Raw genomic sequence first — 18,141 nt, 5'->3', positions numbered from 1 at the left:
CGAGGGATCTCCCGGGCTGCATGGGATTCCTGCCTGCCGGCAGGCAGGAATCGCTGGTGCTCGGAATGACGACGCTGCATGAGATTCCTCTCCGCCAACTGGCGGATCGGAATGACGGGAAGGGAGGCGTCGGATGACGACGGTGCATGGGATTCCATGCAGGCACTCGTTATTGAAAAAACAATCATGCACAAAGCTATGTGTAGGCGATTGGCTGTAGTCATTACCCATCCTATTCAATATTACGCACCATTGTTTCGGTTGTTGAGTCAACATAGTGGCGTGCAGCTGAAAGTATTTTACACCTGGTCGCAAACGCAGCACCGGATATTTGATATCGGATTTCGGCAAGAAGTAGCCTGGGATATTCCGTTGTTGGAAGGATACGATTACACCTTTATTCCAAATGTATCGCGCAAGCCGGGATGCCATCATTTCATGGGCATTCGCAATCCATCCCTGATACCCGCAATCGAACAATGGAAGCCCGATGCACTGCTGGTTTTTGGATGGAATTACTGGAGTCATCTGCAGGTAATGCGTACTTTCAAACACCGGATACCCATTTATTTTCGTGGCGATTCCACATTAATCGATGAACAACTGGGTATGCGCAAGCTGATGCGCAGGCTGTTTCTGCGATGGGTGTACCGGCACATAGATTTCGCATTGTATGTAGGCCAGCACAATCGTGATTATTTTTTAGCACACGGATTAAAAGCAAGTCAGCTTATTTACGCACCACATGCGGTGGACAACGAACGGTTTGCCGATCCGGATGGTGAATATGCAACGCAAGCCATGTCCTGGCGCGCACAATTGAGCATATCCAGAGAGGCATGTGTGTTTTTATTTGCGGGCAAGCTCATTCCCAAAAAAAATCCGCTGTTGTTGCTACAGGCTTTTCAGGACTTGCAGCCAACAAATGCCCATCTGTTGTATGTAGGCAACGGGGAGCTGGAACATGCACTAAAACAACGGGTGAGCGGACATAGTTGGCTCAGCAGCCATGTGCATTTCCTCCCCTTTCAAAACCAAAGCCGCATGCCAGTGGTGTATCGGTTGGGAGATGTGATGGTGCTGCCTTCTTCATACAACGAAACCTGGGGACTGGCTGTGAATGAGGCCATGGCTTGCGGCCGGCCGATAATCGTGAGCAATCGGGTGGGCTGCGCACCCGATCTGGTTCAGCCAGGCGTTACCGGATGGATCTTTGAAGCAGGCAATAAGGATGAGTTGAAAGAGATATTGCGGCAGGTTGTGGATATGCATCAGCAGATACCCGAGCAACTGCAGCAAATAGGAATGCAAGCTTATCAATACATACAAAATTTTTCTTTTAACCAATTGCAAAACATTATCGCAAAAATTACCCCCGAATACCATGAAGCCTAAGCGAGTCCTGGTTATACCCACTTCATTTAATGTATTTGGTGCTGAAACCAATATGCTCACTTTGATTAAAGCATTGCACGCATCAGACGATTTTCAGATGCACATCATCATCAGCGGATGGAGCAACGGGCAATTTGAAAAGGAGTTGAAAACTGCAGGTATCTTTTGCTATTCGAAAATCAAACTCGGGTGGTTTTACATCACAAAACCCACGTGGACATTAGATAGCCTTGTTCATCTTCCTGGTGCTTATACACAATTTTTGAAAATATATCGAACGTTTAAACCTGATGTTATTTTTACCAATATATATCGCTATCTGTTTTTGTTGTATCCATTTATAAAATGTAAGATTCTGTATAGAGTACAGGATCAGTTATCAGCGGATTGGAAAGCTCGATGGATTTTGCCAAGAATAGATCGAAAAATTTCCAGGTATTATGTTGTTTCTGATTTTATTCGGAGAGATTTGATGAGCATCGGGATTGATGGTAAAAAGGTCTCTGTAATATATAATGGAATAGATGTATCAGAAAACAATCCTCACCCGAGAAATACAGAAAAGAAAGAAATCATGCGACTGGGAATAGTGGGGCAAATTATCCCTCGAAAGGGACATCATGTGCTCATAGCAGCATTGGGTAAGTTAAAGGCTGCGGGCTATGCCACTTTGCTTGAAATCTGGGGAACGGGCGATGACGATTACATGCAACAGCTTAAAAAGCAAATTCAGGAGTTGCAACTTGAAGATGCAGTGATCTGGAAAGGATATGAAAGGGACCGGAACAAGATATATCAAAGTATCGATGTGCTCATTGCTCCTACTACCTATCCTCAGGAGCCTTTTGGACTTATCGTTGTGGAAGCACTTGCTCGTGGGATACCCGTTATTGCTTCCAATGGTGGTGGTTTTCCGGAGATCATTGAACAGGGGAAGAATGGTTTTTTATTCGATACGGGCAATGCAGAAGAGCTTGCCCAATGTATTGAACAGATTTATCTACACCCGGATTTAAGAAAAAAAATGGGAGAAGAGGGAAGGAAAAAAGTAGAGCAATGTTTTACAAAACAAAAAATGATTCATGAATTTTTCAAATTATTAGAAAGCTTTTAAAAAAATTTTATTGTTAAAGATAGATTAACGTTCTATTCCAAAAGTAGTGAATATATGATGAAGGGAAAGGCATTTGTTCACTATGTGCGCATTAAATTAGGGTTTGATAGGCCCCATACACAAACAACGTGGAGAGAACAACAAAAGATTAAGCAGTATAGCAAAGGAGCTAATCTGGCTGCAGAGATTGGAGTATATGAGGGTGTGAATACATTAAATATTGCGTTGTCGATGAGCGAAAAAGGAACATTGTACGCAATAGATCCTTTCTTCCCTGGGATATTGGGTATCTGCTGGTCTAAATTAATAGCTCGTCATACTATTCAATTAAATGGATTCATGAACAAGGTAATTTGGATTGAAGATTTAAGTTCTGCCGTTGCTTCTATGATTCCGGAAAATCTGGATTTTATATTTATAGATGGCGATCATACCTGGAATGGGATAGAAGCTGATTGGTTGAATTATTCAAAAAAAGTTTCTATTGGAGGTTATATTGCGTTACATGATACGCATTGCAAGCAAGGCGAAGATGTATCACATAAACTTGATACCTATAAATATTATCGGGAGGTGATTGCAAAGGATGAAAGGTTTGAAGAGATTGACAGTATAGATTCATTGTCTGTTTTGAGAAGAAAGGCCTAAACAAGCGAAGGATCTCCCGGGCTGCATGAGATTCCTGCCTGTCGGCAGGCAGGCCTCGCTGGTGCTCGGAATGACGGGAAGGGAGGCGTCGGAATAGTGAAACCAGGTTGATGCCAGAAGCATGAAAGCAAATGAAATAGCAAACAGAAGATAACCCATTGCATGAGCCAGATAATCAATGCACCCAAAACGGTATCCCTTCAATCCCAACCGGTATATCTCTCGCCGGGTGTGTGGATGGTAGGAGTGCTGTTTGTGGTCTATCGCATGTTTACTTCGATTAACCCGTTGGAAGAATTGTATGCTTATCTGACGGCTGCAATCATTCTACGTTTATTGTGGAGGCAAGGTTATCCTTCTGTCTTTTTATTCATCGCACTAATTCATTGGCTGCAGATTTTCATGTTCATTGTGTGGAATAACTTTTATGGATGGTCGGTGAACACATATTACTATACTGGCGGAGAGGCTTACTGGTGGAGCATGACAGGTGTATTATGCATGACAATTGTATTGCATCGGGTTTTGCAAAAAACACCATGGGCAAACATCCTGCAGGCTGTTCGTGAGGCTCCTCATTTTTCTTCTTCGAGGATCTTTTGGACCTATATGTTGTTGACGTTGATCAATGGAACCCTGTTTCGCTGGGCAGTAACCTTGCCGACAGTGGGACAGATTTTGTTCTGGATCATTGATTTGCGCGAAATGGTATTGTTGCTATATGCCTGGATTGTGGTTGTCCGAAAACAACCCAAATGGGGTTTGATGTTGCTATGTGCCATTCATTTTAGCTTATCGCTGTTCAATTACTTTGGTGGATATAAATCCATTTTTATTGTTCTGGGTTTACTGCTGTTGATGTTTATTCGGTATGTCAATCTTTTTCGATTGCTTATTCTGCTGGTAGGTGGTTCCGTAGTATTGTTTCTGAGCATTGTTTGGATTTCCGTTCGGGGTACCTATCGGGAATTTCTGAGCCAGGGCACGCAACAGCAGGTAATTAAGGTAAGCCGGCAGGAGGCCATGCAACAACTGTATATGCTGGTTACGCAACTTACACCGCACCAATTGTATAAAGGATTTGAAAATTTCATTTATCGGGTTCAATATCTGCAGTTTTTTAGCATGGCCATGGAACAGGTACCCGAAAAAATTCCCTATCAACAAGGGAAGCTTACGCTTTCAAATCTGGAATTTGTATTAATGCCCCGTATCCTGGATCCCCATAAACCTATACTCGATCCTTCAAGTAAAACCAATCTATATACGGGTGCACAGGTAGCAACTGTGCAACAGGGTACCTCCATCTCGATGGGCTATTTCGTGGATTTTTACATTGATTTCGGACCGGTAGGAATCCTTTTTTCTTTAATTATTTTGTGGATGTTGATCGGATGGGTTTATCGGTATTTTGTGATGCATTTGTCTTCTTCTCTGGCTGTGAATATTATGGTGTTGACCATTTTTTTGAAAAGGTTTTATTTGTTTGAAACCGATGCCATTGGCGTGTTGGGAAGTTTATATACCATGACGGTAACATTGTTTTTGTTGAAATGGTTGCTGTTACCTGTTGTGCTTCGTTTCTGGAAGAGGCAAGTACAGTATTCTCTCATTCAGGTAGCCGTATAAAGCTCATGCGTATCCTTCACATTTCCCCTTCTTACTATCCGGCTCAGGAGTTTGGTGGGCCGGTGTTTTCCGTGCACCAGTTAAACCGGGCATTGGTTGATCAGCATGTGCAGGTGGATGTAATTACAACATGGGCTGGATTGGCAGAATGCAACAGGAGCTCAGCAGTTGATTCATACGTGCAGGAAAACGATTGGTACCTGGTTGATGGCGTGCGCGTGAGGTATTTGCCCTATATCGGATATGTGCATTTCACCTTTTGTCGATCATTGATCCCTGTGTTGAAGGCCTGCATGCGCAATTATGATCTGGTGCATATTACGGCGTTGTGGAATTATCCATCGTGGATGGGTGCCCTGATGGCATATCGGTATCAGATTCCTTATATCATCAGTTTTCGCGGGACGTTGTATCCTTTTGCGATGCGCCTGAAATCATTTCGCAAAAAGCAAATGGTCTATTATCTCATTGGGAAAAAAGTATTGCAACGGGCCGCAGCTGTGCATTTTACCAGTGAAGATGAAAAAACCAAAACTTTACAATGGTTAAAGCTTCATGTACCTGCTGTGGTAGTGCCCAATGGTATGGATGTAAGTCCTTGTGAAAAGACCTATGCTCGTGCGATGCTTCATGTCATGCATATTCCCGACAACAGGCCTTATGTGCTGATCTTAGGTCGGCTGCATCGAATAAAAGGATTTGACTTGCTCATTCCGGCTTTTGCGCAACTGCAAGAACAGATTCCACATGTGCTGGTGATTGCCGGCAATACGCATACCGATGATGCCGAATGGGTACGCCAGTTGGTGCAACAATATGGACTAAGAGAGCGGGTCATTTTTACGGGTGAAGTTTCGGGTGATGCGAAGTGGGCATTGTATCAACATGCGGATATGTTTGTATTGCCTTCTTACAGTGAAAATTTTGCCATGTCGGTAGTAGAAGCCATGGCCTGCGGATGTCCGGTGATTGTGTCGGATCAGGTGGGGATTCATAGCGAAATTGCAGCCCGGCAAGCGGGCATCGTTCACCGCTTGCATATTTCTGATTTGCGGGAAGCCATGCTGCAGATTGTTTCTCAACCAGCCCTGCGTGCACAATTATCCCAGCGAGGTCGTGATTTGGTCAAAGAAAAATATGAAATCCGTAATGTAGCATGTCAGATGAAAAGGGAATATGAAAAAATAATCAACTTACATGTGCATAAAAGAATAAAAACATAAAACCCTAATTTATGGAATCCTACACGGAATATCCCTATTTTGATTCACATCTGGGAGAAGTACATAAATACTTAAGAAATCCTGTTTTGAATTTTTTGAAAAAAGTGAAAGCAAAAACCATTCTCGATATAGGATGTGGAAATGGGGCCTTTGCTATGGAATTGTTGAAGGAAGGATATGATGTTTATGGCATCGATGCCTCTCGCAGTGGTATTGCAATTGCGAAACAATTGTATCCTAAACGATTTTTTTTGCAAAATGTACATGAGTCGTGTTTACCTGAAGAGATTCGTGATATAAAATTTGATACAATTATTTCCACTGAGGTTATTGAACATTTATATGACCCTGTATCTTTTATCCAATTCTGCAAACACATTTTATCATCTGCCTCAGGCGGATCAATTATTATATCCACTCCGTATCATGGGTATTTAAAGAATCTATGTTTATCGTTAGCAAATAAATGGGATGCCCATTTAGATCCATTTTGGACTGGGGGTCATATTAAGTTCTGGTCAAAGGATACCCTAAGGAAACTTTTAATATTGAATGGCTTTCAAGATATTGAATTTGCAGGAGCAGGAAGAATGCCCTTTTTATGGAAAAGTTTGGTTGTAAAAGGAAGAATTTAAAATTACTAAAGTTGTTTTATGAGGCAGGTATAAGCGATTTAGGTGAGATGAATGGTAGAAAACTAAAACAACTTCCATTATTCTAACGTAAGCCCCTGTTTTTATCTTTCGTGCGGTAAAGCATCTCCCAGGCTACATGGGATTCCTGCCTGTTGGCAGGCAGGCCTCTCCGCTCACCGGTGGAGAGAAATGGCGGGAAGCAGCTGATCACTATCTAAATGAAATCAGTATATACACAAGATATGGTATGAATAAAAAGGGTTCAATAATCTCCATCATGCTCACTACAAATGAGCTGGAATATTCAAAAATTAGGATAGTTCGATAAAATAAAGGTGAGCTGAAGTAAATAAAATAAAGATACATAAACAGTAATGATAGGTGGACAGTTTTTAAAGAAAGAATATTCAAGGAATGTATGAAGTTGCCAATTACCTGTATTATACTCACCTTCAATGAAGAAAATAACATAGAAAACTGTTTGAAAAGTGTATTTCATCTTTGTGATGAAATTATGATCGTGGATTCTGGGTCTACGGACAAAACAATTGAGATTGCAAAAAATTACACTGACTGTATTTTTTATCATGAATTTGAAAATTATGCTTCGCAGAGAAATTGGGCTTTAGATAATTTACCGATTCATAATAATTGGATATTTAATCTGGATGCAGATCACAGAATCACAGAAGAGTTGGAAACTGAGTTATTAAGATTGTTTCAAGAGGGCATTCCCGATGAGGTAAGTGGATTTTTGATCAGTCGAAGAACTATTTTTTTGGGTAGGTGGATTCGTTATGGTGGGCATTATCCTACTTATCATTCCTGCCTTTTCAAAAAAGGATTTGGTAGATGTGAAGACAAACTTTATGATCAGCATTTTGTTGTCACTGGTAAACTGATTAAGGTTAAAGGAGATATAGAAGATATCATTACAGATTCCATTTCGAGATTTATTGCACGACATAATCAATGGTCAACTTTAGAAGCGAGATTTATCACTGAAAAACAAAAAAGTCGGAAAAATCACGAGTTAATTAGAGGGAATCCAGCTGGTAATCCGATTGAAAAAAGAAGAGCTTTTCGGGATTTATATTATTGTTTCCCCCTTTTCCTTCGTCCGTTTGTGTATTTCTTTTATCGATATGTGATTCGATTGGGTTTTTTAGATGGCAAGGAGGGATTGATATTCCATGTTCTACAGGGCTTTTGGTTTCGCTTTTTGGTGGATGTGAAGATATGGGAGCTTAGACGCAGTTCGTCCGGTCTGGAATGACGGCAATCCATCCATCGTCCCCATCCTGAGCGTCAGCGAAGGATCTCCCCCGCTGCATGGGATTCCTGCCTGTCGGCAGGCAGGCCTCTCCGCCTGTCGGTGGCTCGGAATGGCGAAAAGGGGAGACGTCGGCATGACGGAAATAACTACATTTCATAAAACACCCTCACATCGTTTGCACAAAGCAGTTTTGATTCATTCACCCCAATAAACATTCTTATGTATATCCTGGGCATCAATGCCTTTCATGGCGATTCGGCAGCTTGCTTGGTAAAAGATGGCATATTGTTGAATGCAGTAGAAGAGGAACGCATTCGTCGAATCAAGCACTGGGCGGGATTTCCGGAAGAAGCCATCCGGTTTTGTTTACAAGATGCAGGTATTTCCATTCAGGATGTAGATTACATTACCATCGGTCGTAACCCTTCTGCACATTTGCTAAAGAAGGCAGCAGGTGCCCTCTTTCGTTGGCCTGATCGCCAATATCTACAGGATCGGTTGTATAACATGCGGCAGGTGGTTTCCGTGAAAACCCATATCGCCCGGATGTTTCAATTACCCGAAGCCCGCTTGCGTCCGCAAATTCGGCATATTGAGCATCATCGCAGCCATCTGGCATCTGCTTTTTATGCATCTCCATTTGAGGAAGCGGCGCTGATTTCCATCGATGGATTTGGCGATTATACTTCTGTGATGATGGGTGTGGGACGGGGGCGTGAAATTCGCGTGCTGCAAAGCATCACGTATCCCCATTCGTTAGGGATTTTCTACACGGCATTCACGCAGTTTCTGGGTTTTCCGCATTATGGCGATGAATACAAGGTGATGGGCCTGGCTCCTTACGGGGAGCCGCGATTGATACCGGTTTTGCGTCGGGTGATCAAACCACTGCCCCATGGCCGGTTTGTGTTGCAGACTGCCTATTTCGGGCACACCCGTACGGGCGTGAAAATGACCAGGAACAACGGTGCTCCTACACTGGGTTGTTTGTACACCGAAGCGCTGGAGGCGTTGCTTTCGCCTTACGGAAAACCACGTCGGCCCGATGAACCCATTCAAGCATTTCACCGTGATCTGGCCGCTTCAGTACAACAAATGACGGAAGACATCATCTTTCATTTGCTGCGCGATCTCTATCATCGCACCCACATCAAAAACCTATGTGTGGCGGGCGGGGTGGCGCAAAACTCAGTAGCCATGGGCAAAATCAGGCTGATGACCGATTTTGAAAACATTTACCTGCCTCCGGCGGCCTATGATGCCGGTACTTCGTTTGGCTCGGCGTTGTGGTGCTATCATCAGCAATTGCAGCAGAATCACCGGGCTTATGTGCGCTCGGCCAGCCTGGGTCCGCAGTTTAGCGATGACCAGATCGAAGCCTTCCTCCAAAAAAGACAAATCCCCTATCAGCGCATGCAGGATAAAGACCAAACGGTGGCTGTAACGGCCCATTGGCTGGCCGAAGGCAAGGTGGTGGGATGGTTTCAGGGCAGGACAGAGTTTGGTCCCCGGGCGCTGGGCAATCGTTCGGTGCTGGTACATCCCGGTCGTCCCGATGCCAAAGAGCTGCTCAACAGCAAAATCAAGCGCAGGGAATCTTTCCGTCCATTCGCGCCTTCTATTCTCAAAGAATACGTGCCGGAATATTTCGAACAGGACGATGACGTTTATTTCATGGAAAAAGTGTTTCGCATCAAACCGGAGAAAAGGGCTTTGATTCCTGCCGTGACCCATGTGGATGGCACCGGGCGCCTGCAAACCGTGCACCGCGATGTGGCGCCTCTCTATTATGCTTTAATTGATAAGTTTCGCCAGATCACCGGCTTGCCCATTTTGCTGAATACCTCGTTTAACGAGAATGAGCCCATTGTGAATGCACCCGAACAGGCACTGGATTGCTTCCTGCGCACCGAAATGGATGCGCTGGTGATGGGCAATTGTGTAGTGGCTCGGGAAAACTTGCACTGATGATGTGGCCTCGGCTTAATCGGAATGACGCCAACCCTCCAACGTCCCAATCCTGAGCGCAGCGAAGGATCTCCCGGGCTGCATGGGATTCCTGCCTGCCGGCAGGCAGGCCTCGCTGGTGCTCGGAATGACGGTTGAACCCGGGCGGAGTGGCGCAAAGGGGGTAAGCCGGGAAGGCATGATAAACCGTCATTTCTACTGGTGCTCATTGCCTGCCACTCAAAACTTGAAGCGATATCCGCCTGATCACCTGTTTTTCTTAAATCCTTCAAATCAACCTGTATGCTTTTCACAATCATCACCGTTACCCGCAACGGCGCAAAGACCCTGATGCGCACCCTGCAAAGTGTAGCCAATCAACGGTTCACCGATTATGAGCACCTGGTCATTGATGGAGGATCTACCGACAACACGGTGGAACTGCTGAGCCAGTTTGCCATTCAGCATCCTGCATTGCGTTATATCAGCGAGCCCGACAGGGGCACTTATGATGCCATCAACAAGGGCATTCGCATGGCCTGCGGGGAAATCATTGCTCTCCTGCACGCCGATGATTTTTATGCAGATAATTATGTGCTGCAGCGCTATGCGCGGGTTTTTGAAGCACATCCCGTGGATGCCGTGTACAGTGATCTGGTATATGTTGGCAATAGTCAGATCTTTCGCGAAAAAACCGATGTGGTCATTCGTTATCTTCCCCGACGGCTGAAGCCTGCCCTTCCGTATCAGCAAATGGGTTTTTCCCTTTCTGTGTATGGTGGGCAATGGAAAAAACGACATTTCATTCAGGGTTATCCGATTATCCGCAACTGGGTTACCCATCGGCTGGCACAGCCCGATCGTGCGCACCTGTTGCGGCTTTTGCATCAGGGCTGGATGCCTCCCCATCCTACGCTTCTGGTGAAACGGGAAGTGCTGCAACATGCAGGGGGCTATCGGACCGACAAAAAGATTGCTTCGGATTATGAAATGATTTTGCGGTTGTTTTTGCAAGAGCAGATCCGAACTTATTATCTGCCGGTTACTACCTATTGCATGACAGTGGGGGGACTAAGCAACGGATCCTGGAAAAATATCCTACGTAAGAGCCGGGAAGATTATCAAACCATGAAACAATACCATTTTCCGCATCCCATGCTTGCCCTGGCCTGGAAGAATATCTCGAAGATTCCCCAGTTTTTCCGGAGATAATGAATTAGACTTTAGGCCAATTCATTTCTGCAAATGGGCGAAGAGCTATCTTCTTCGTCTTGAACCCGATTTGCCGATCCATCCTTCGCCCCATCCCGAGCCTGCTTATCCAACGTCCCATCCTGAGCTTGCCGAGGGATCTCCCAGGCTGCATGAGATTCCTGCCTGCCTGTCGGCAGGAACCTGCCGAATCGTATGCACGCTGTTCAAGGAGATCCCTCACTTCGTTCGGGATAGGGACGAGAAAAAAGGGGATTGGGACGAGAAAAAGGGGATTGGGACGGGAAAAGGAGTTCTGCATGACGATGATGGAAGGATGCCTCGCATTCGCTTGGAATGTTGTTATCCATCCTTCGTCCTCATCCTGATCCATTCCCCTTCATCCTCATCCTGATTCACCCCCTTCGTCCTCATCCTGAGCGCAGCGAAGGATCTCCCGGGCTGCATAGGATTCCTGCCTGCCGGCAGGCAGGCCTCTCCGCCCACCAGCGCATTGGAATAGCAGCACAAGGCAGGGAATAAGCAACGCAAAGAGGCTGTCCCCGGGCAAGGGCGTATCTTTGCAACATGGTATTTTCCTCCCGATTGATTGAAGAAGCCGTAGAAGCCTTTTCCCGCTTACCCGGCATTGGTCGGAAAACTGCCCTCCGCCTGGTATTGCATCTGCTCAAAGAAGCGCCCGAAGAAACCCACCGGCTGGCCGATGCCATCAGCCGCATGCGCGATGAAATCCGCTTTTGTGAAATCTGTTTCAACGTATCGGATGCCGAAGTATGCAGCATCTGCAGCAATCCGGCCCGGCGTCACGATCTGGTCTGTGTGGTCGAGAACATTCGCGATGTGATGGCTATTGAGAATACCCAGCAATATACCGGTGTATATCATGTGCTGGGAGGCGTGATCTCGCCCCTTTCTGGCGTAGGCCCGGAAGACCTGACGATTGATCAATTGGTGCAGCGAGCCGCCAGCGGTCAGGTGCAGGAAATCATCATGGCCATCAGTCCCACGGTGGAAGGCGATACCACCCTCTATTACCTTTCAAAAAAGCTGAAGTCCTATCCGGTGAAACTCACCACCATTGCACGGGGCATTGCTTTTGGCGGCGAGCTGGAATATGCCGATGAAATGACCCTGGCTCGCTCCCTCACCAACCGCCTGCCCATAGAAAGTTATTTGCATACCGAAGAACAGGCCAGCCATCGGCCACAGAAGAGCGGAGAAACCGACTAAGCTATTGGCCTTGCGCATTGACGGTGGAACGGAACGATGCGTTAAGGCATAACTGTCACCATCACCCGCTTGTATCGGGCCAGGGGAGGTTTACCCATATCGGTAACCCTTACAATGAAATGCAAGGTTACAGGGTGCGTAACCTGGGGGGCGACGACAGATACGGCCTGCATGTTTTCGGCCGAAGCTATGGATACGGGCTTTCCATAAGTACCCGCCTCCGGGTAATTGAACCAAAGATAACTCAGATGATCTCCATCCGGGTCAGTGGCTGTTGCATTGAGCCAAAAGACTTGTCCGGATTTTACCGTGAATTGAGCAGGACATTTTAACTGCACAACAGGAGGATGGTTGGCTTCCCGATAGGGCTTGGTACACCAATCCATTCGGGCTGCAAAATCGTTTTGAAAATCTTTTCTCCATCGCCACAGGGTTACCTGATTACCAGTAAACGCAAGGGTATCTTCTCCCACGGTTTTTCCGAAAGGCCGATGCACAAAAGGCCGGTAAGTGTCGGATGTGTCCGTCCAGATCGGCCGGGTTTCCGGTTCAATCGGCACACCGGAAATGCCTTTTTTGAGTGGGGATATGTGGGGTAGATACAAGGCATAACGGCCGCCCCAGCCGCCCCAGTCGGGATGTTCGGGTGCATTCAAGCCATTGGGGATAAGCGAAAGAAATGAGGGGGTATCGCCTTCCATGCCATAGGCCACATCCGGATAGTCGGCTCCCAGGGGTCCGTGTCCTTCCTGAATATGCTCCGCAATCCAGTCGTTGCTGATTTCTTCGTTGTCAATACCCTTCACGACCATCGTGATTCCAATCCAGGTAGCCCTCCCGTAGTCATCGCCCGGGCTAACGATGTAAAACAGGTTAGGAAACTGGGTTCTGATCCAGTGCCCGCTGTCGTCCTGGTCGGAAATAGCATAGACCCGCAGTTTGGCAATCAGCCTATTCACTTCGGCTGCTGATCGGGTGGTACGCAGCTCATACAGGGCCTGGGCTAAGGTATTGGCGCCACCCCAAATGGCAATCCACAGCGGTCTGTCGTCAGGCTTTTCCAGCATTCGGATAATCCAATCAGACCCTTCTGAATTTTTTCCCTCCCCCACCCCTTCCATACCATAAGCCGGATTACCGCTTTTTACCAGGCGCAGCAAAGAATCGGCCGGTGGAAATCCGGGTTCATGCTGGAGCAGGTTGGGGCGCACTCTTCCATAATCAAGGATTAGTTTTCGGATGATTTCGGGATGCACACGATTTTTCATCCATACGGAAGTGGTGGCAACCAGTCCCTGGATGTCGATCTCATTCGAATACAACAGCAGGCGAATCAGCGACTGCATATCATCGACCTCTGCACCAACATCGGTGAGCACAATCAGACGGTTTTTCTGTTCTTGCTGTGCATAATTGGCCATAGCCAGGCAGTTCAGGATGCAAACAAGAAGAATGAAGCGAAAATGTTTCATGGCAAATGACTTCGGCAGGTTACAAAATACGGGTTGATCTGCATCCTTCAAAGTCCTTTTGCCAGGCGCCATCAGGTGGAAAAGCGGATTTGTTTCTATCCGGGTCATTTATTCCCCGTCCCCATCCTGAGCACAGCGAAGGATCTCCCAGGCTGCATGGGATTCCTCGTTGCGCTCCGCCTGAAGGGGGTACAGGGCGCAAATAGATGCGAAATGACAGCCGCTTTGTCAGCCAGCGGTGATTTTTCCGGATCTCGAAGAGAGGCATCCCGCGCTAAGTCCTGGATTTGTTGCTATCTTTGCCTTTTCACCATCGACGTGGGCGGATTTGTTTATTGTTCGGCCCGTCAGTGCAAACGGAACTAATAAACAGCATGAAATCACTACACGATTGCGCTCTTGAGCGCATCCTCATCATCGACGGTGCCATGGGCACCATGATTCAGCGTCATCGTCTTTCCGAACAGGATTATCGGGGTCAGCGTTTTGCCGATTATCACCGGGATGTGAAAGGCAATAATGATCTGCTCAATCTCACCCAGCCACAGATCATCCGAAGCATTCACGAGGCCTACCTTGAGGCTGGCGCCGACATCATTGAAACCAACACGTTCAGCAGCACCCGCATTGCCCAGGCCGATTATGATATGCAAGAGCTGGCCTATGAACTTAACCTGGCTGGGGCCCGCATTGCCCGGGAAGCGGCTGATGCTTTTACCCGCCGAAATCCCGATCGGCCCCGCTTTGTAGCTGGCGCGATAGGGCCCACCAACAAAACCCTTTCCATTTCACCGGATGTAACCAATCCCGGCTATCGGGCAGTGAGTTTTGATGAGGTGGCGGCAGCGTATGAAGAGCAGGTGCGGGGATTGGTAGAAGGAGGTGTGGATGTGTTGCTGATTGAAACCATTTTTGATACCCTCAATGCCAAGGCCGCCATTTATGCCATCCGGCAATATTTCCGGAAAACCGGCCGGCAACCCTTGCCTATCATGATTTCGGTAACCATCACCGATGCCTCGGGGCGTACCTTGAGTGGTCAAACGCTCGAAGCCTTTTATATTTCCATCATGCATGCCCGGCCATTTTCGGTGGGGTTAAATTGTGCCTTGGGTGCCCGGCAGATGGGGCCTTACCTGGAAGAGCTTTCGCGCCTGGCCAGCTGTTTTGTGAGCGTATATCCCAATGCCGGTCTGCCCAATGCTTTTGGGGAATACGATGAATTACCGCACGATACAGCACAAGCTATCGAGGGCTTTGCTCGCGAAGGCTGGGTGAATATTGTGGGCGGCTGCTGCGGCACCACGCCCGATCATATTCGCGAAATAGCCCGACTGGTGAGCTCCTATCCTCCTCGCCCCCTGCCCGAAGTGGCCCACACCCTGCAAACCGCAGACTCGATGGAGGCTTAACCGCAGTTAACCGTTTTGTACATGAACAAACGTCAGATTATTCACCCATATTTGCGATTATCCGGACTGGAGCCGCTGGTGGTGCGGCCCGAAACCAATTTCATCAACATCGGCGAGCGAACCAATGTTACCGGTTCCAAAAAATTTGCCCGGCTTATCCGTGAAGGGAAATACGAAGAAGCGCTTTCCGTAGCCCGCCAGCAAGTGGAAAACGGCGCCCAGATCCTCGACGTGAATATGGACGATGCCCTCCTGGATAGTGAAAAGGCCATGACCACCTTTCTGCAGTTGCTGGCTGCAGAGCCTGATATTGCCCGTATTCCCATCATGATCGACAGCAGCCGGTTTAGTGTGATTCTGGCTGGCTTGAAGTGTGTGCAGGGCAAATGCATTGTGAATTCCATTTCCCTGAAGGAAGGAGAAGAAAAATTCCTCGAACAGGCTCGCATCTGTCAGGATTTTGGTGCGGCGGTGGTGGTCATGGCCTTCGATGAACAAGGCCAGGCCGATACCCTCGAGCGCCGCGTCGCGATCTGCCAGCGAGCCTACCGGCTGCTTACCGAAAAGCTGGATTATGCGCCCCAGGATATCATCTTCGATCCCAATGTGTTTGCCGTGGCTACCGGCATCGAGGAACATAATCATTATGCGGTGGATTTCATCGAAGCCACCCGGCAAATCAAGCAACTGATGCCCCTGTGCAAGGTGAGTGGCGGCATCAGCAATGTGTCGTTTTCCTTCCGGGGCAACGATGTGGTGCGCGAAGCTATGCATGCGGTATTTCTGTATCATGCCATCCGGGCAGGACTGGATATGGGCATCGTCAATGCCGGGGCGATCCCGGTGTATGATGAAATACCTGCCGAGCTGCGTGAACGGGTGGAAGATGTAATCCTGGATCGCCGACCCGATGCCACCGAGCGCCTGATGGAATATGCCGAGCAGGTAAAGGCTAAAGGCAAACAGGTGCTGAAAGACGAAAGCTGGCGCAAAGGCACCGTGCAGGAGCGCCTCATCCATGCCCTGGTGAATGGGATCACCGATTATATTGAGCAGGATGTGGAAGAAGCCCGTTTGCAATATCCCCGCCCGCTGAATGTGATTGAAGGGCCTTTGATGGATGGGATGAATATCGTGGGCGATTTGTTTGGCAGTGGTAAAATGTTTCTGCCGCAGGTCGTGAAAAGCGCCCGGGTGATGAAAAAAGCCGTGGCCGTGCTGTTGCCCTATATGGAAGCCGAAAAAGCGCAGCTCCAGCTGGATGGCAAGCAGCAAGACAGGCAACAGGGCACAGGAAAAATAGTCATGGCCACCGTGAAAGGCGATGTGCACGATATCGGGAAAAATATTGTGGGGGTAGTGCTGGGCTGCAATGGATATGAAATCCTGGATTTAGGGGTGATGGTGCCGGCTGAAAAAATTCTGCAAACGGCCCGTGAAGTTCAGGCCGATGCCATCGGACTGAGCGGCCTGATCACGCCCAGCCTGGATGAAATGGTGCACGTGGCACAGGAAATGGAACGACAGGGATTCAGGATTCCGTTGCTGATAGGTGGGGCCACCACCTCCCGCATGCACACGGCCGTGAAGATTGCACCGGCATATTCCGGCGGTGTGGTGCATGTGCAGGATGCATCCAAATGCGTACAGGTGGTGAGTAGCCTGCTAAACCCCGCTTCCAGAGAAGATTTCCTGAAAAGCATCCGGGAAGAATATGGGCAGCTTCGCATGAATTTCGAAAGCAAAAAATCCGTCAAACCTTACATATCCCTGCAGGAGGCCCGGGCAAACAAACAGCGCATCGAATGGAGCGAATATCACCCACCCGTGCCCCGGCAGCTCGGAGTGCAAGTTTTCGCTGAGTATGACCTGGAAGAATTGTCGCATTATATTGACTGGCAGCCGTTTTTCATTGCCTGGGAGCTGCACGGTAAATTTCCGCAAATCCTCGATGATCCGAAGGTGGGTGAGTCGGCCCGCCGGCTCTATGAAGATGCACAGGCCCTGCTGCAGCAAATCGTCAGGGAAAAATGGCTTACCGCACGGGCTGTGATAGGCCTTTTCCCGGCTTATGCGGTGGATGATGACGACGTGATGGTGGAGACCCCCGATGGACAGGTTCGATTGTGTTTTCTTCGCCAGCAGATTAAAAAAGCGGCCGACCAGCCTAATTTGTGCCTGGCCGACTTCATCAAACCTCAATCCATGCTTGCTCCCGGTGAAACGGACTATATAGGGGCGTTTGCCGTGACGGCCGGGATTGGCATCGAAAAATGGATCCGCCATTTCGAAGCCGACCACGATGATTATCATATCATCATGCTGAAGGCATTGGCCGACCGGCTGGCAGAGGCTTTTGCCGAACGCATGCACGAGCGCGTGCGAAAAGAGTTCTGGGGCTATCAGCCCGATGAGCAGCTGACCAACGAGCAACTGATCCGCGAAGAATATGTGGGCATCCGCCCTGCACCTGGCTATCCCGCCTGCCCTGATCATACCGAAAAACGCAAGCTGTTTCACTTGTTAAATGCCTCGAAAGCCACGGGTATTCAACTGACCGAATCATTGGCCATGTATCCGGCGGCCAGTGTGTGCGGCTGGTATTTTTCCCATCCGGAAAGCAAATATTTTGGAGTGGGGAAAATCCTGCAAGATCAGGTAGAAGATTACGCCCGTCGCAAGCAGATGTCTTTGGATGAAGTTACCTACTGGCTCAGACCTCAGCTGCAGGATTGAGCCTACTGGACAACATGCAATCCCTCGCTGACGCCAATCCTTTTCCGTCCTCACCCCGGGCCTGCCGGCTTACCCACCCGTCCCCATCCCGAACGAAGTGAGGGATCTCCTGAACAGCGTGCATACGATTCGGCAGATTCCTGCCTGCCGGCAGGCAGGCCTCGCTGGTGCTCGGAATGACGGGAAAGGGCCTGAATTCGCCGATTCCACAG

Annotated in this window: 14 protein-coding genes; 13 read left to right on the top strand and 1 reads right to left on the bottom strand. The window is 48.0% G+C overall.

The features are described 5' to 3' along the window. Positions 1–78 precede the first annotated feature (78 nt). From BM367_RS05245 to recR, 11 genes are all read left to right on the top strand, one after another. The gene (locus BM367_RS05245; RefSeq protein WP_245759904.1) at positions 79–1,395 is read left to right on the top strand and encodes a glycosyltransferase family 4 protein; all 1,317 of its coding nucleotides are present in this window, start codon (positions 79–81) and stop codon (positions 1,393–1,395) included. After that, on the top strand, positions 1,385–2,509 hold the full coding sequence (locus BM367_RS05240; RefSeq protein ID WP_092458656.1) for a glycosyltransferase family 4 protein: 1,125 nt from the start codon (positions 1,385–1,387) through the stop codon (positions 2,507–2,509). The genes BM367_RS05245 and BM367_RS05240 overlap by 11 nt, the downstream gene beginning before the upstream one ends. A 54-nt stretch (positions 2,510–2,563) precedes the next feature. Then, entirely contained in the window at positions 2,564–3,157 is a 594-nt protein-coding gene (locus BM367_RS05235) for a class I SAM-dependent methyltransferase (protein ID WP_092458653.1), read from the top strand. 162 nt (positions 3,158–3,319) lie between these two features. Continuing rightward, complete coding sequence (locus tag BM367_RS05230; RefSeq protein ID WP_092458651.1) at positions 3,320–4,786, top strand: hypothetical protein; 1,467 nt, start codon at positions 3,320–3,322, stop codon at positions 4,784–4,786. Between the two features lie 5 nt (positions 4,787–4,791). After that, the gene (locus BM367_RS05225) at positions 4,792–6,009 is read left to right on the top strand and encodes a glycosyltransferase (protein WP_177224110.1); all 1,218 of its coding nucleotides are present in this window, start codon (positions 4,792–4,794) and stop codon (positions 6,007–6,009) included. An 11-nt stretch (positions 6,010–6,020) separates the two neighbouring features. After that, positions 6,021–6,644 carry a class I SAM-dependent methyltransferase gene (locus BM367_RS05220; protein ID WP_092458647.1) on the top strand — a complete coding sequence of 208 codons (624 nt, stop codon included), beginning with the start codon at positions 6,021–6,023 and terminating at the stop codon, positions 6,642–6,644. Positions 6,645–7,062: 418 nt separating this feature from the next. Next, positions 7,063–7,920, top strand: a complete 858-nt coding sequence (locus BM367_RS05210; protein WP_092458643.1) for a glycosyltransferase family 2 protein — start codon at positions 7,063–7,065, stop codon at positions 7,918–7,920. Positions 7,921–8,139: 219 nt separating this feature from the next. Beyond that, the gene (locus BM367_RS05205; protein ID WP_092458641.1) at positions 8,140–9,888 is read left to right on the top strand and encodes a carbamoyltransferase family protein; all 1,749 of its coding nucleotides are present in this window, start codon (positions 8,140–8,142) and stop codon (positions 9,886–9,888) included. Positions 9,889–10,170: 282 nt separating this feature from the next. Continuing rightward, positions 10,171–11,079, top strand: coding sequence for a glycosyltransferase family 2 protein (locus BM367_RS05200; RefSeq protein WP_092458639.1), 909 nt, complete (start codon positions 10,171–10,173; stop codon positions 11,077–11,079). A gap of 336 nt (positions 11,080–11,415) precedes the next feature. Beyond that, a complete protein-coding gene (locus tag BM367_RS12090; RefSeq protein ID WP_143103957.1) occupies positions 11,416–11,601 on the top strand; it encodes a hypothetical protein in 186 nt (61 codons plus the stop codon). A 45-nt stretch (positions 11,602–11,646) separates the two neighbouring features. Next, positions 11,647–12,309 (top strand): recombination mediator RecR, encoded by a 663-nt coding sequence (recR, locus tag BM367_RS05190; RefSeq protein ID WP_092458635.1) that lies wholly within the window; start codon positions 11,647–11,649, stop codon positions 12,307–12,309. Positions 12,310–12,350: 41 nt separating this feature from the next. Here the strand turns inward: recR and BM367_RS05185 are convergent, their stop codons facing one another. Then, positions 12,351–13,781 (bottom strand): DUF1593 domain-containing protein, encoded by a 1,431-nt coding sequence (locus BM367_RS05185; RefSeq protein ID WP_092460920.1) that lies wholly within the window; start codon positions 13,779–13,781, stop codon positions 12,351–12,353. A gap of 374 nt (positions 13,782–14,155) precedes the next feature. Between BM367_RS05185 and BM367_RS12225 the strand changes: the two genes are divergently transcribed. Further along, positions 14,156–15,193: a homocysteine S-methyltransferase family protein gene (locus BM367_RS12225; RefSeq protein WP_245759902.1), complete on the top strand. Its 1,038-nt coding sequence runs from the start codon at positions 14,156–14,158 to the stop codon at positions 15,191–15,193. A gap of 21 nt (positions 15,194–15,214) precedes the next feature. Beyond that, the gene (gene metH / locus BM367_RS05180; RefSeq protein WP_245759901.1) at positions 15,215–17,929 is read left to right on the top strand and encodes a methionine synthase; all 2,715 of its coding nucleotides are present in this window, start codon (positions 15,215–15,217) and stop codon (positions 17,927–17,929) included. Positions 17,930–18,141: the final 212 nt, after the last annotated feature.

Origin of the sequence: Thermoflavifilum thermophilum (assembly GCF_900116565.1) — a bacterium.
In the GTDB taxonomy this organism is placed as follows: Bacteria; Bacteroidota; Bacteroidia; order Chitinophagales; family Chitinophagaceae; genus Thermoflavifilum; species Thermoflavifilum thermophilum.
The sequence above is the reverse complement of the archived record's forward strand: the minus strand, read 5'-3'. Positions and strand labels throughout refer to the sequence as shown.

Coding starts and splice junctions, on each gene's coding strand:
- BM367_RS05245 (WP_245759904.1), top strand. CDS start 79: ATGAGATTCCTCTCCGCCAACTGGCGGATCGGAATGACGGGAAGGGAG.
- BM367_RS05240 (WP_092458656.1), top strand. CDS start 1,385: ATGAAGCCTAAGCGAGTCCTGGTTATACCCACTTCATTTAATGTATTT.
- BM367_RS05235 (WP_092458653.1), top strand. CDS start 2,564: ATGATGAAGGGAAAGGCATTTGTTCACTATGTGCGCATTAAATTAGGG.
- BM367_RS05230 (WP_092458651.1), top strand. CDS start 3,320: ATGAGCCAGATAATCAATGCACCCAAAACGGTATCCCTTCAATCCCAA.
- BM367_RS05225 (WP_177224110.1), top strand. CDS start 4,792: ATGCGTATCCTTCACATTTCCCCTTCTTACTATCCGGCTCAGGAGTTT.
- BM367_RS05220 (WP_092458647.1), top strand. CDS start 6,021: ATGGAATCCTACACGGAATATCCCTATTTTGATTCACATCTGGGAGAA.
- BM367_RS05210 (WP_092458643.1), top strand. CDS start 7,063: ATGAAGTTGCCAATTACCTGTATTATACTCACCTTCAATGAAGAAAAT.
- BM367_RS05205 (WP_092458641.1), top strand. CDS start 8,140: ATGTATATCCTGGGCATCAATGCCTTTCATGGCGATTCGGCAGCTTGC.
- BM367_RS05200 (WP_092458639.1), top strand. CDS start 10,171: ATGCTTTTCACAATCATCACCGTTACCCGCAACGGCGCAAAGACCCTG.
- BM367_RS12090 (WP_143103957.1), top strand. CDS start 11,416: ATGTTGTTATCCATCCTTCGTCCTCATCCTGATCCATTCCCCTTCATC.
- recR (WP_092458635.1), top strand. CDS start 11,647: ATGGTATTTTCCTCCCGATTGATTGAAGAAGCCGTAGAAGCCTTTTCC.
- BM367_RS05185 (WP_092460920.1), bottom strand. CDS start 13,781: ATGAAACATTTTCGCTTCATTCTTCTTGTTTGCATCCTGAACTGCCTG.
- BM367_RS12225 (WP_245759902.1), top strand. CDS start 14,156: ATGAAATCACTACACGATTGCGCTCTTGAGCGCATCCTCATCATCGAC.
- metH (WP_245759901.1), top strand. CDS start 15,215: ATGAACAAACGTCAGATTATTCACCCATATTTGCGATTATCCGGACTG.